This window comes from Streptomyces globisporus (assembly GCF_003501885.1).
Classification (GTDB): domain Bacteria; phylum Actinomycetota; class Actinomycetes; order Streptomycetales; family Streptomycetaceae; genus Streptomyces; species Streptomyces globisporus_D.
The window spans coordinates 1-12087 of record NZ_QWFA01000186.1 but is presented as its reverse complement, the minus strand read 5'-3'; the positions used below and the strand labels follow the sequence as shown (position 1 = coordinate 12087).

Below are 12087 nucleotides of genomic sequence, written 5' to 3'. Positions count from 1 at the left end.
GGAGGCACCGGCGGACCGGGAGGCACCGGCGGACCGGGAGGCACAGGCGGAACGGGCGGCACAGGCACCGGGGCAGGGTCCGGGTCCGGGTCCGGCACGTGGGTCTGGGACGGGCCGGGGGCGGCCTGCGGGCCTGGGGCCGCTACGGGTGTCTGGCTGCTCTGGCTGCGAGGGCACAGCAGCGCGGCGGGCTGGTTGCAGAAGACGGTGCGGGTGATGACTCTCTGGCCGGGCAGCCGGTAGCGGAAGCGCTGCAGGTAGCCGTGGGCTTCGAGTTCGCGCAGGGCGGCGGAGATGCGCCTCTCGCCTTCCTGGCAGCGGGCGGTGAGCGCCTTGATGCTGATCTCGGTCCCTCGGGGCAGGGACTGGATGCGCACGGCGAGTCCGACGGCGGTGCAGCTGAGGTCGGGGTGCTGGGCGAGGTGGTTGCCGACGACGGTGAAGCGGTCGGTGTGGGGGAGGGTGATGTGGATGACGCCGGAGGTGGGGAGAGGTCCGGGAACCTCCGCCAGGGCGCGGGTGAGGGCAGTATTCTGCTGGGTATCCATCGGGAAGTGTGTTCTTCCTTGGTGGCCAGGCCCTCGGTTGGGATTGCACTCCCGGTCGAGGGCCGACGTATGTGTGGGATGTGGTCTGGCGTGAGCATATGCCGGGCAACCTGCCCGAAAGCGAGCTGAGTTGGGAAATGTCACCCGTGTGAGTGACGGAGCCGCGAATCCCCTCGGAAGCCGGCCCAGGCGCGCTGGGACGCGTCAGGTTCACACCGGGTCCGGTTGGGTCGGGTTGGGTTATTTCTCTTGTTTCTTTAGTAGTTAATGTCGTGCCGCACCGGCTCGCGGTGGCGAACGATCCGGTGGGGGCTTTACGGGGGATTACCGGGTCGTGGCGGCCCACGACCCGGCAGGAGCTGCGCGGATGGAGGGGATGGCGAGGCGCGATCCATCGGCCTTATAGGGTTGTTCGGGAAACCTTGGCGGGCCCGAGTGCCGCCGGAAATGCCCAGCACGGGGGAATTGATGCGCAAGATACTTATCGGGGCGAGCTTCGCCATGGCCGCGGTCCTGCTGACGGGATGCGGCGGTGCGGAGGAGCCTGCGAAGGACAGCAAGGCGAAAGGCCCGGCCGCGGAGGCCACCGGGAAGCCCGAGGAATCCGGCGGAAACGGTGAAGGCGCCCCGCACGAGGTGACGATCGAGGTCAAGGGCACAGGCGCGAGCACCGTCATGTACACCCTCGACGACTCCGACTTCGAGCAGATCACCCTGCCCTGGAAGAAGACGGCCACCATCGCCGCACGGGGCGCGGAGCGCGAGGTCGGCCGGCTGGTGATCCTCACGCCCGGCCACGTAACTCTCCCGGACGGCAAGCTCGGGGCAGGGCAGTGCTCGATCACCGTCGACGGCAAGAAGGTCGTGGAGAGCGAGGAAGGCTCGGGTAAGCCCTGCTCGTACAAGCTCAAGTAGACCTCTGGGAGCATGCCCGTATGAGAATCTCTGCGGTGCTCTTCGACGTGAACGGGGTCCTGCTGGACTCGGCGGGCGCGCACCGCAGGGTCTGGGACGCGTGACCTCCGGCGCCAGGGACTTCGTGGAGGCCAGGTTCGCCGCGACGGGCCTGGCCCTCCCCGCCGTACAGGTCTACGGCAGCGACGTACACCACCCGAAGCCCGCCCCGGACTGCTTCGCCCTGGCCGCCTCCCGGCTCGGGGTCCCCGCATCGAGGATCGCCCCCGGCGTCCGAACGGCCTGATCATCGACCTGCGGATCAACGGCGGTGGCTCCGACGCCCTGGGCATCCACATCGCCGAGCGGCTCACCGACACCCCGTACGTCGCTTACGCCAAGCGGGCCCGCAACGACCCCGCCGACCCGGCCCGGCACACCCGCCCCCAGCCGGCGTACGTCATACCTGCCCCTGGCCCCCGCTACACCGGCCCGATCGCCGTGCTGACCGGCGGCTCGACCTTCAGCGCGGGAGAGACCTTCACGCAGGCCCTCATGGACCGGCCCGGCAGAACGGTCCGGATCGGGCAGCCCACCCAGGGAGTCTTCTCGGACGTCATGGTGCGCAAGCTCCCCAACGGCATGTCCGCTTTCCTGCCGAACGAGGAGTTCCTGACCAGCTCGGGACGGACCTTCGACGGCACCGGCATTCCGCCGCATCTCACCGAACCGGTCTTCACGAAGGAGGAGTTCGACCGGGGGAAGGACTCGGCCTTCGACAGGGCCGTGAACGTCCTGTGGACCCATGGTGGTGCCGGCGGCTGACGTGAACACGGGGTCCGGCGGTCGGCCGCAGGGGGAGGCCTGGGAACCATCAGGACCGGCAGTTACGCGGGATGGGAGATCCTGGCGTGCCCTTCCCGGCCGTGAGAGCAGGCGGGGGAAGAGATGGGGCTGGTGGATGGCGCAGAGGGAGCCCACAGGCGGTGTGGGCGTCTGGTCAGTCGGAGAGCAGCCATGGGCCAGGATGTGGTCGTGGCGGGCGGCGGTGTTGTCGTGGGTGCGGCCGGGCCGGCCGGCGGATATCCAGATCAGGCCAGCTGTTCTTCGATTTCGTCCAGTTCCGCACGGCGCGTGGTGATCCGTTCCAGCAGTTCGGGATCCAGTATGGGCAGAATCCTAGGAGCCATCGGGCTTCCGCGGTCAGGATCTGGAACGAGCCCGCACTCCGTGCTGGAGGAGGTTTCAAGCAGCTCGTCGTCAGTGCGCGCAAGGCAGACGAACCGCCTCGATCTCCATGTCGTTCAGCAATGCGTTGATGAGGGCTGGGGGCCCGGCGACCTTGGTGCCCCACAGGTCGTAGTCGGTGCACAGGACCCACGAGCGGTCCTCGGCCCAGAGGTTGGACGGGCTGAAGTCGGCCTCGGACCGGCCGTACAGGATCTCGGCGTCGCCGATCCGGCCCGCACGCGCGTGGCGGTTGTCGAGGTCGATGGCCCCGAGCGTCATCGGGGTGTAATAGGCCAAGCAGCGGGTGTCCGGGCCTGCGGGGCTGAACTGGGTGAGGATAGCGATCAGCCGATTCCAGGTCTCACGGTCCAGGCTCCCCTCGGTCGGCGGGACCATACCCAGCGGCCAGCTGCCCTGCTTCTTGGCCGTGGGAAAGCAGAGGTAGGAGGGCATCAGCCCGTCGGGCACGACCGGGTCGCCGGTCCGCCGGGCCAGCTCGGCCCAGCGCAGCCGCCGCCAGCCGGGGCCCGGGTGCTGGGAACGGCCCAGACCTCCCCCCGTGGCGATGCCCACGGCATCGAAGTCGATGCCTCCAACGACGTGCGGCTGGACACTCCCATCCGCCAGCCGCGCCTGGTGGTACTCGTGGTACGACACATCGGCCGGCCCCTGCTTGTGCTCGTACATGGCGTTGAGCACCCAGACGGCGTCGGGCATCGCTGGAGGCATGAACCCGGTGATGCCGTCGCCGCTCAGCTCCAGCAGCCAATCGGCGGCCTCGGAGGGCACGAGCGGCCACAGGCTTGATATCGGGTTCGACTCTTCGGACATGCGCCCATGATTCCAGGCGCGAACCACCCTCCCCAGCACGCACGAGTACCCCGAAGGCTGGCCACACCAGCCCCTTGACCTCCGATTTCAGGTCGGCGGAAGCTCAGCACGCGCCGAGGACGTAGTGCCACGGGATCCAGGTTTCACCGACCCCAGGAGATCACGTAGTACTTGACGCGTTCGTCCTCGCCGATCTGCCGCATGCCCGCCGCTGTCATCACGTGCTGGGACGCCGTGTTGTCGTGGTCGGCGTCGCCCTTCACCGAGGCGACGCCCTGGTCCCGCGCGAACGGCAGCAGGGCGCGGAGCGCTTCGGAGGCGTACCCCTTGCCCTGGGCCGACGGGACGAGTCCGTAGCCCACCGTGACGCTGCCGTGTTCGTCCGGCGGGCCGTGGAAGCCCATGCCGCCGATCGTCCGGTGGTCCGAGCGGCGGCGGACCACGTACGGGCCGAACGGCTGGGGATCGCCCGTGCTCGCGCAGCGCTCCAGGAAGCGCCGGGCCACCGCCACGTCCCCCTCGGTGGGATACCCCTGCTCCCAGCGGACGTCGGCGTCCGGCTCGCCCGTCACCGTCTGCTCGGCCTCGTCCACGGACATCGGATGCAGCACGAGCCGCTCGGTCACCAGGTTGTCCATGGCAGGGAGGTGTATCACGCGGTCCGGGTGGGGTGCGCGGGGATTTCGGGGTGCCACCCTGCGGCCCCGTGGGCGAGTGAACGCCCCGGCTACTTCAGGGACTTCTGCGTCGCGACGACCACCCCGTACAGGTCGCCGATGGTCGCCAGCGCGCCACCGTGCACCTGGGCGGCGTCGAGATCGGAACCGAGCACCGGCAGAGACCTCGTCGCGCAGGCGTCGGCGACGACCGTGGGGCGGTTGCCGCGCAGGAACGCGCCCTCGGCGGTGAACGCCACGCACATGTGCGTCATCCAGCCCGCGATGATCACGTCCTGGTCGGCGGGCACATGCTCGCCCAGGTCCGTGCCGTGGAAGGCGTTCGGGACCTGCTTGACGACGACGGGCTCTCCGGCGGCCGGGGCGAGGGCCGGGTGGATCTGTCCGATCTCGGCCCGGATGTCGTACGGGGTGCCCTCGCCGCCGTCGTTGATGACGTGCACGACCTTCGTCCCTGCCTCGCGGGCCCGGGCCAGCAGGTGTGCGGCGGCGTCCAATGAGGGCTGCCAGCCGTCGAGTTCCATGACGCCCTGGGTGTAGGTGTTCTGGTAGTCGACGAGGATCAGCGTCGATCCGGTCAGCGTGGCCGGGGTCGCGTCGAAGCCGTTGAGTTCGCGCAGGGTGGTTCGGGACATGGGTGGACCGCCTCGGGAGTCGTACGTCGGGGAAGTGCTCGCCGGTTCCGTGCGGCGAGCTGTTCTCCACGCTAGGAGCCGTCCCGCATGTCCACAATGACGTCTAGCATGCAGATACCGACATGGGGAGCGGTGTACCGGAGTCAGGAGGGCAACCCATGGATACCGTCCGACGGCTCGTCGTCATCGTGCTCTTCGGCGGCGTCGACCTGCTCGACGTCACCGGGCCTCCGGAGGTCTTCTCGCTCGCGCGACGTGAGACCGACGACGCCGCAGGGTATGAAGTCGTCCTGGCTGCCGAGACGTTGGAGCCCGTCACCACCGGGGCCGGGGTGCGCATCCTGCCGGATCTCACCTTCGAGGAGGCCGCCGGGCGGAGCATCGACACCCTCATCGTGCCCGGCTCGGTGGAGGTCGACAGCGAGCGGCGCGTGCACGCCCTCGTCGATCCCGAGCTGGTGGAACGGGTGAAGACGCTCGCCGCGCGCACGCGGCGGACCACCTCCGTCTGCGTCGGGGCCCATCTGCTGGCCGCCGCCGGGCTGCTCGACGGCAAGCGCGCCACCACGCACTGGTCGACCGCGCGGCAACTGGCCGACGAGCACCCGGAGATCGAGGTCGACGCCGACCCGATCTTCATCCGCGAGGGCGATGTGTGGACCGGCGCGGGAATCAGCGCCTGCCTCGATCTCTCGCTCGCCCTGATCGCCGACGACCTCGGCGAGGCCGTCGCGCTGCGCGTCGCCCGGCAGCTCGTGATGTACCTGAAGCGGCAGAGCGGGCAGAGCCAGTTCAGCGTTCCGCTGGAGCAGATCTCGGCGACGCGGCGCATCGAGGATCTCCGGCACCACATCCTGCGCAACATCGGGCGCCGGCTCACCGTCGTGGACCTCGCGGAGTACGCGCATGTCAGCGACCGCCACCTGACCCGGATCTTCAAGACCGAGCTCGGGACGACCCCGCACGCCTACATCGAGTCCGTCCGGGTCGAGAAGGCCCGTAACGAGCTGGAGTCCTCCGACGCCACCCTTGAACGCATCGCGTCCGTCTGCGGGTTCGGGACCGTGGACACGCTGGTACGGGCGTTCCGGCGGCGGCTGAACGCGACGCCCACGGAGTACCGGAGCCGGTTCCGGGCCTCTCGCTGACAGGGTGAGGGGGCGGGGTCCGTACAGCAGGACCCCGCCCCCTCACCGCCCTCCTAGGGCTCTCGCGATCAGGCGTCCGCGCCCGTCTTCCGGCGGCGGACGACGAACACCGCCGCCGCGCCCAGCAGCACGGCCGCACCGCCCGCGAGGGCGATCGAGGTGGTGGCGGAGGACGAACCCGTGGCGGCGAGGCTGCCGGTGCTCGCCGGGGTGCCCGACGCCGAACCCTGCGGAGTGGTGCCGGTGTTGCCGGGCCTGGTGGTCCTGGAGGGCTTGGCGTCGTCCGTCTTCCCGGGCTTGCTGCCGGCGGCCTTGACGTCGAATGCGTACATGTCCAGGTCGGGCGTGAGGACCTCGTCCATGTGCCGGTCGGAGCCGTTGGTCACCCGGATGGAGAAGTTGGTGGTCGTCCCCGCGACGAGCTTGTCCGGCAGGCCGGTCACCTCGGTGGTGAGGTCGAGCTCGGGCTCGCAGCCCCGCCCTCCTCGCCCTCCTCCGTCCGCTTCACGCTTCACGGTGGGGCCCGGTCGGCCCGGTCACTCAGGCGTCGACCGGGCCCTTTGCTGTCGCTGCTTCGCCGAAGAGGCGGCGGTACGCTCCGGGCGTCGTCCCGACCGCGGCACGGAACCGCCGCCGCAGGTTCACCGCCGACGACAGGCCCACCCGGGCCGCGATCGTCTCGACGGGCAGGTCGGTCCGCTCCAGCAGGGACCGGGCCGCGTCGATGCGCTGCTGGAGCAGCCACTGCCCTGGGCTGACGCCCACCTGGCGGGCGAAACGGCGGGCGAAGGTGCGCGGGGAGAGTCCGGCGTACGCGGCCAGCCGGCCGACGGAGAGGTCCGCCGCCAGGCGGGTCAGGGCCCACTCCAGGACGGGGGCCAGCGATGCGTCGGTGTCTGTTCCTGTGCCCGGGCCCGTGGGGGTGGGCGGGGGCGCGTACTGGAGCTGGCTCCCGTCCCGGTGCGGTGGCAGCACCATGCTCCGGGCCACCTGGGCGGCGTAGGAGGAGCCCAGGTCGGACCGTACGAGGTGGAGGCAGAGGTCGATGCCCGCGCCGCTCCCCGCGCTGGTCGCCACATCGCCGTGGTCGACGTACAGCACGTCCTCGGCGACGCTCACCTCGGGGAAGGCGTCGGCCAGTTGTCCGGTCCGCCGCCAGTGCGTGGTCGCGCGCCGCCCGTCCAGCAGCCCGGCCCGGGCGAGCACGAACGCGCCCGTGCAGATCGACACGGTACGCGCCCCGCGCCGGTGGGCCGCCCGCAGCGCGTCGAGGACGTCGTCCGGCACCGGTCCGCCGGGCGGCTGCCAGCCCGGTACGACGACGGTGTCCGCCCTCCGCAGGGCGTCGAGGCCGCTCTCGACGAGCAGCGGGTACCCGGCGGTGGTCGGCAGGGGGCCGGGTCGCCGCGCGCAGATCTCGAAGGTGTAGCGCGCGGGCAGTTCCGCGTGGATGCCGAACACCTCAGCCGCACAGGCGAGTTCGAAGGGCGACTGCGGATCGTTGAGCAGCGCCACCACGTGATGGGGCCGGGATGCGGGCAGAGGCGTGGCCATGGCAGGAAAGTACCCGAGGATGTCAGGACGGACACTCGCGGCGGATGATCGCCCCGGGCGACGGTGGAGTCATGAGCGAGGACACGCGAATGAACGAGGCGGGCCGGACGGGCCACCTGAAGACCGTCGTTCAGGTCGACGACGTCGAGGCGCACGAGGTGGCTCCGGGCATCGTGCGCCGGAGGCTGCCGGCCACCGCGTACGCCCGGGGCTGGCTGATCGACTTCGCCGCGGGCACGGAGTGGCCCGAGGTCGACGAACACGCCACGGAGGAGCGGTACTTCGTCCTGAGCGGCGAGGTCATCGATGGCGGCGAGCGCCATGGGCCGGGGGCGTACGTCGTGTTCGCGCCGGGCAGTGAACATCGCCCGCGTACGGAGAAGGGGGCGCGGATGCTGGGGATCTCGCTGAGAGTGCGTGAGTGCGTGAGGGCCTGAGTGCGTGAGGGCGTTGGCGTCTGAGCCGGGAGCCTGAGCGCCAGGGGTGCCTGTGCGTCTCAGCCCGGCGCCCCAGCACCTGGCTGCCCGAGCCCGGGGCCCGCCCCGCCCGCCCGGAACAGGGGACCGGACGGCCGCGGCGGGCCCAATCCTCCGGGCGTGCGGCTACGAATCACTCATGAGAGACCGACCGGCTCCCCTCGGACGGCAGGTGGGACCCATGACCGCACGCTCCCTGGTCACCCCCGATCTTCCGCCCCGTTACGTCACGCCGGACCTTCCCGGAGCCCGTGTCCCGGCGGCGGTGCCCACGAGGCCCGGTGACGCGCCGCAGCCCCGGGGGCGCCTTCATCCACCGGGACCCGGCCCCGACCCGGGTCCCGGCCCCGGGAGTGACGCACGATGTGGCCGCCCATCTCGTGGACACCGCGCTCACGACCCGTACGGGCTTCGTCGCCGGACTCGTACGGGCGCGGTTCGACTTCGATCTGCAGAACGCGCGCGGCGTGGAGCTCCGGCGCGGGGCGTCGCCCGCGGAGACGCTGGAGCGGCTGCGACGGGTGGTGTCGCGGACGACCACGCCTCCGGCCTCCCTCGACACCCGGCTGGTCGAGGAGGTCGTGCACGGTGAGGACATCCGGCGGGCGGTGGGCCTGGTCCGCTCCTGTCCGCAGGAGGCGGTGGTCCGGGCGCTGCGCCTCCAGGTGCGGACTCCGGCGTCGTTCGGCGGGGCGAAGGAGGCGGTGGCGTCCGTCCGGCTGACGGCGACGGACGCCGACCTGTCGATCGGGGAGGGGGCGGAAGTGGCCGGTCCCGCCCTTTCCCTGCTGCTGGCCGTGTCCGGCCGCCGGGTGGCGCTCGACGACCTGGACGGGCCGGGGTCGGGCCGCTCGCGGGGACCGCTGCCTGAGGGGCCCCGTGGTGTCAGCCGGTGATCTCGAAGAGCTCGAACTGCTCCCAGGAGCCGGTGACTTCGAGGGACCGGGCGCGCAGCGCGTACTGGAGCGAACCCGTGTAGCTGTTCTCCATGGCGACGAAGCGGCCGTTCAGTGCGGACTGGAGCGCCCAGCGGTCCACGTCCTCGTTGTAGTAGAGCGTGAACCGCTCCCAGGTGCCCGCGCCGGTCGAACGGGCGCGCAGGACGTTCTGCGCGTTGCCGGTGTAGTTCCCCTCGACCGCGACATAGCGGTTGTTCGCCAGGGACTTCAGCGCGTACGTCTGGGTGGCCTCGTGCCATTCGAAGGCGAAGCCCTCCCAGGCGCCGGTCACCGCGGCGGAACGCGCCCGCAGGACACCGGTGTTGGGGGCGGCGTAGTTCTTCTCGGTGGCCGTGAACTTTCCGTTGCGGACCGACTTGAGGGCGAACGTTCCGGAGTCGTCCGCCCGCGCGGAGGCGCTGCGGCCCGTGGCGGCCGGGGCTTGGGCTCTTCCGTCGGCCCCGGCGAATCTCGCCAGTTCGGGCCCGTCCACCGTCTCCCACCCCGCGGGCGCGGCGGCCGGCTTGTCGTTCCTCGGTGCGGCGCCCGCCGCGGGGACGGCAAGGGCGGAGGCGGCCAGCAGGGCGCTCAGGGAAAGCAGCGCGGAGGTCATACGTCGCACAGGTCTTCCTCGCAAGGTGTCGATGGATTCCGCGACGGAGAGAAATGAAGGCGTCGGGCGCTGCTCGGGGGCTTGCCGGAAAACGCCTTTTCTCCGCGGCGGTGCCGGTCGAATGGACCGGTCAAGTGGGCCCAGAATAAGGGTTTTTCGTTATTTCCGGCAATCTTTTTATGGGGCTTCGGTAATTCCGTTCGGCGACATGGTGAATATTCCGTTCCGAGGTATTCCGTTCACCTGGACGCGGCTCTCTGCCGCCGGACAGCGGCGTACGTCCTCTTTCCTGCGTGACGTGCACCCGACAGAATCCAAGGGTTACCGCCCGGTCCGACCCCCCACGGCCCTTGGAGGCACCCGCATGTCCACCCCCGCGCGCACGCCCGAGTCCGCGTCCCCGTCCCGGCCCTCCCGCAGAGGCTTTCTGGCCGGTGCCCTCGCCGTATCCGCCACCGCGATCGTGGGCACGGCACCCGCCGTCGCCGCCACCCGGGAGAAGGCCCGGGCGGTCCGGGGGACGCAGGACTGGATGGCCGCCCTGCCCGACGGCACCGCGCTCCAGCGGCTGACCATCCCGGGGACGCACGACTCGGGCGCCCGGTTCGGCGGGCCCTGGTCGGAGTGCCAGAACACCACGACCGCCCACCAGTTGACCAGCGGCATCCGCTTCCTCGACGTACGGTGCCGGCTCATCGACGGCTCGTTCGCGATCCACCACGGGGCGTCGTTCCAGAACATGATGTTCGGCGATGTCCTCATCGCCTGCCGGGACTTCCTCGCCACCCGCCCGACCGAGACCGTGCTGATGCGGGTCAAGCAGGAGTACTCCTCCGAGAGCGACACCGCGTTCCGGGCGGTCTTCGACGACTACCTGGACCGGCGGGGCTGGCGGTCCCTGTTCCGCCTCGACTCCACCCTCCCCGACCTCGGCGGGGCCCGCGGCAAGGTGGTGCTGCTCGCGGACAACGGCGGGCTGCCCGGGGTGCGGTACGCGGACCCGGCGCTCTTCGACATCCAGGACGACTACATGGCGGAGCCGTTCGCCAAGTACCTCAAGATCGAGGCTCAGTTCCGCAAGGCGGCGGCGCAGCCCGGCAAGTTCTACATGAACTACGTCTCCACGGCCGCCCTGATGCCGCCCCGCTGGAACGCCGACCGGCTCAACCCGCAGGTGCACTCCTTCCTGGAGCGCGCGGAGACCGCCGGGTGGACCGGGCTCGGCATCGTCCCGCTGGACTACCCGAACCAGCGGTCCGGGCTCGTCGAGTCACTGATCCGGCACAACCCGGTGGGGTGAGCCCCGCCCCTCACATCTCCGGCGGCGGCGTCGGCGCTCCCGGCAGCGTCAGCGCCGCCACCGTGCCGGGGCCGTCGTCCGGGGCCGGGCGCAGGGTGATCGTGCCGCCCGCCTGGTGCACCGTACGGGCCACGATGGAGAGGCCCAGGCCCGAGCCGGGGAGCTGGCGGGCGGTCGGGGAGCGCCAGAAGCGTTCGAAGACGTGGGGGAGTTCCTCGGCGGGGATGCCGGGGCCCCGGTCCCGTACCGCCAGCTCGCCCCGGTGCAGCCGCACGTCGACCGTGGCGCGCGGCGGGCTGAACTTCACCGCGTTGTCCAGGACGTTGACGATCGCCCGCTCCAGTGCGGCCGGCTCCGCACGTACGTACCAGGGGGCCAGGTCCTCCGTGATCGTCAGCTCCGGGCCGCGCAGGCGGGCGCGGCGCAGGGCGGTGCGGGTGATCTCGTGCAGGGCCACCACCTGGAGCGGGCCCGGCTCGGCCGCGTCGGGGCGGGCCAGCTCCTGGAGGTCGCCGATCAGCGCGGCCAGCTCCGTCATCTGGGCCTTCACCGAGGCCATCAGCGCCTTGCGGTCCTCCGGCGGGATCACCCGGCCCGTCTCGTCGCTCCGCGCCAGCAGCTCCACGTTCGTCCGCAGCGAGGTCAGCGGGGTGCGCAGCTCGTGGCCCGCGTCCGCGATCAACTGGGACTGGCGGTCGCGGGAAGAGGCGAGCTGGGCGGCCATCGAGTTGAAGGAGTTCGACAGCCGGGCGATCTCGTCCTCGCCGTCGACGGGGATGCGGACGGTCAAGTCCTCCGTGCGCGCGACGTGTTCGACCGCCTCCGTCAGCTCGTCCACCGGGCGCAGCCCCGCCCGCGCCACCCACAGCCCGGCCGCGCCCGCGCCGACGACGCCGATGCCGCCGACCAGGGCCAGCACCCACGCGAGCGTGGACAGCGGCGCGTCGATCTCGCTGAGCGGGCGGGCCACCGAGACGGCGAGCTCGTTGTTGGCCTGGCCGGAGCTGACCACCGGCGGCAGTTTGCGGGTGTAGACCCGCATGTCCTCCCCGCGCTCGTTCTCGGTCGTGTGCAGGGCGTCGGTCTCCCGCCCCGCCGCCACCGCGATGTCGCTGGGCTGCGCGGGGACGGGCGTCGTGTTGGGGGCCGTGCAGTAGTCGCCGTTCGCCGCGACGATCTGCACGGTGTACTGGCCGGGGAATTCCTGGGCGGGCAGCTGCCCGCCGCTCAGGCACGACGGCAG

The 12087-nt window shown here is 71.2% G+C and carries 13 protein-coding genes and 2 pseudogenes; 7 read left to right on the top strand and 8 right to left on the bottom strand.

Annotation, left to right across the window (positions count from 1 at the left end):
* Window positions 1–548, bottom strand: a pseudogene (locus tag D3105_RS27265) (hypothetical protein); the annotation flags it as partial.
* Window positions 549–1016: 468 nt separating this feature from the next.
* Between D3105_RS27265 and D3105_RS27260 the strand changes: the two are divergent.
* The 3 genes and pseudogenes from D3105_RS27260 to D3105_RS27250 form a co-directional block, all read left to right on the top strand.
* Window positions 1017–1463: a hypothetical protein gene (locus D3105_RS27260; protein ID WP_118905639.1), complete on the top strand. Its 447-nt coding sequence runs from the start codon at window positions 1017–1019 to the stop codon at window positions 1461–1463.
* A gap of 100 nt (window positions 1464–1563) precedes the next feature.
* Window positions 1564–1749: a hypothetical protein gene (locus D3105_RS27255; protein WP_240647035.1), complete on the top strand. Its 186-nt coding sequence runs from the start codon at window positions 1564–1566 to the stop codon at window positions 1747–1749.
* Window positions 1722–2267: pseudogene (locus tag D3105_RS27250) on the top strand (S41 family peptidase); the annotation flags it as partial. The gene D3105_RS27255 and the pseudogene D3105_RS27250, both read left to right, overlap by 28 nt.
* Window positions 2268–2702: 435 nt before the next feature.
* Here the strand turns inward: D3105_RS27250 and D3105_RS27240 are convergent.
* The 3 genes from D3105_RS27240 to D3105_RS27230 all read right to left on the bottom strand — a co-directional run bounded on the left by D3105_RS27240 (window position 2703) and on the right by D3105_RS27230 (window position 4815).
* Window positions 2703–3503: a hypothetical protein gene (locus D3105_RS27240; RefSeq protein WP_118905638.1), complete on the bottom strand. Its 801-nt coding sequence runs from the start codon at window positions 3501–3503 to the stop codon at window positions 2703–2705.
* A gap of 143 nt (window positions 3504–3646) precedes the next feature.
* Complete coding sequence (locus tag D3105_RS27235) at window positions 3647–4141, bottom strand: GNAT family N-acetyltransferase (RefSeq protein ID WP_118905637.1); 495 nt, start codon at window positions 4139–4141, stop codon at window positions 3647–3649.
* A gap of 89 nt (window positions 4142–4230) precedes the next feature.
* Window positions 4231–4815, bottom strand: a complete 585-nt coding sequence (locus D3105_RS27230; RefSeq protein WP_030808481.1) for an isochorismatase family protein — start codon at window positions 4813–4815, stop codon at window positions 4231–4233.
* A gap of 158 nt (window positions 4816–4973) precedes the next feature.
* On the opposite strand from D3105_RS27230, the gene D3105_RS27225 reads away from it, so the two are divergent.
* On the top strand, window positions 4974–5963 hold the full coding sequence (locus D3105_RS27225) for a GlxA family transcriptional regulator (protein WP_118905636.1): 990 nt from the start codon (window positions 4974–4976) through the stop codon (window positions 5961–5963).
* A gap of 68 nt (window positions 5964–6031) precedes the next feature.
* Here D3105_RS27225 and D3105_RS27220 read toward each other — a convergent pair whose 3' ends face one another.
* Both D3105_RS27220 and D3105_RS27215 read right to left on the bottom strand, forming a co-directional pair.
* Window positions 6032–6478, bottom strand: a complete 447-nt coding sequence (locus D3105_RS27220; RefSeq protein WP_425315766.1) for an LAETG motif-containing sortase-dependent surface protein — start codon at window positions 6476–6478, stop codon at window positions 6032–6034.
* 25 nt (window positions 6479–6503) lie between these two features.
* On the bottom strand, window positions 6504–7517 hold the full coding sequence (locus D3105_RS27215; protein ID WP_206272909.1) for a GlxA family transcriptional regulator: 1014 nt from the start codon (window positions 7515–7517) through the stop codon (window positions 6504–6506).
* Window positions 7518–7588: 71 nt separating this feature from the next.
* Between D3105_RS27215 and D3105_RS27210 the strand changes: the two genes are divergently transcribed.
* Both D3105_RS27210 and D3105_RS27205 read left to right on the top strand, forming a co-directional pair.
* On the top strand, window positions 7589–7954 hold the full coding sequence (locus D3105_RS27210) for a cupin domain-containing protein (protein ID WP_206272907.1): 366 nt from the start codon (window positions 7589–7591) through the stop codon (window positions 7952–7954).
* 350 nt (window positions 7955–8304) lie between these two features.
* The gene (locus tag D3105_RS27205; protein WP_240647036.1) at window positions 8305–8889 is read left to right on the top strand and encodes a maleylpyruvate isomerase family mycothiol-dependent enzyme; all 585 of its coding nucleotides are present in this window, start codon (window positions 8305–8307) and stop codon (window positions 8887–8889) included.
* On the opposite strand, the gene D3105_RS27200 is transcribed toward D3105_RS27205, so the two are convergent.
* Window positions 8879–9544 carry a fascin domain-containing protein gene (locus D3105_RS27200; RefSeq protein WP_118905635.1) on the bottom strand — a complete coding sequence of 222 codons (666 nt, stop codon included), beginning with the start codon at window positions 9542–9544 and terminating at the stop codon, window positions 8879–8881. The genes D3105_RS27205 and D3105_RS27200 overlap by 11 nt on opposite strands.
* 364 nt (window positions 9545–9908) lie before the next feature.
* Here D3105_RS27200 and D3105_RS27195 point away from each other — a divergent pair, with 364 nt between their 5' ends.
* Entirely contained in the window at window positions 9909–10844 is a 936-nt protein-coding gene (locus D3105_RS27195) for a phosphatidylinositol-specific phospholipase C (RefSeq protein ID WP_118905634.1), read from the top strand.
* 10 nt (window positions 10845–10854) lie between these two features.
* Here the strand turns inward: D3105_RS27195 and D3105_RS27190 are convergent.
* Window positions 10855–12087: HAMP domain-containing sensor histidine kinase (locus tag D3105_RS27190; RefSeq protein ID WP_133305711.1), on the bottom strand; the 1233-nt coding region annotated here is incomplete at its 5' end.

Coding starts and splice junctions, on each gene's coding strand:
- D3105_RS27240 (WP_118905638.1), bottom strand. CDS start 3,503: ATGTCCGAAGAGTCGAACCCGATATCAAGCCTGTGGCCGCTCGTGCCC.
- D3105_RS27230 (WP_030808481.1), bottom strand. CDS start 4,815: ATGTCCCGAACCACCCTGCGCGAACTCAACGGCTTCGACGCGACCCCG.
- D3105_RS27195 (WP_118905634.1), top strand. CDS start 9,909: ATGTCCACCCCCGCGCGCACGCCCGAGTCCGCGTCCCCGTCCCGGCCC.
- D3105_RS27235 (WP_118905637.1), bottom strand. CDS start 4,141: ATGGACAACCTGGTGACCGAGCGGCTCGTGCTGCATCCGATGTCCGTG.
- D3105_RS27215 (WP_206272909.1), bottom strand. CDS start 7,517: ATGGCCACGCCTCTGCCCGCATCCCGGCCCCATCACGTGGTGGCGCTG.
- D3105_RS27200 (WP_118905635.1), bottom strand. CDS start 9,544: ATGACCTCCGCGCTGCTTTCCCTGAGCGCCCTGCTGGCCGCCTCCGCC.
- D3105_RS27210 (WP_206272907.1), top strand. CDS start 7,589: ATGAGCGAGGACACGCGAATGAACGAGGCGGGCCGGACGGGCCACCTG.
- D3105_RS27260 (WP_118905639.1), top strand. CDS start 1,017: ATGCGCAAGATACTTATCGGGGCGAGCTTCGCCATGGCCGCGGTCCTG.
- D3105_RS27225 (WP_118905636.1), top strand. CDS start 4,974: ATGGATACCGTCCGACGGCTCGTCGTCATCGTGCTCTTCGGCGGCGTC.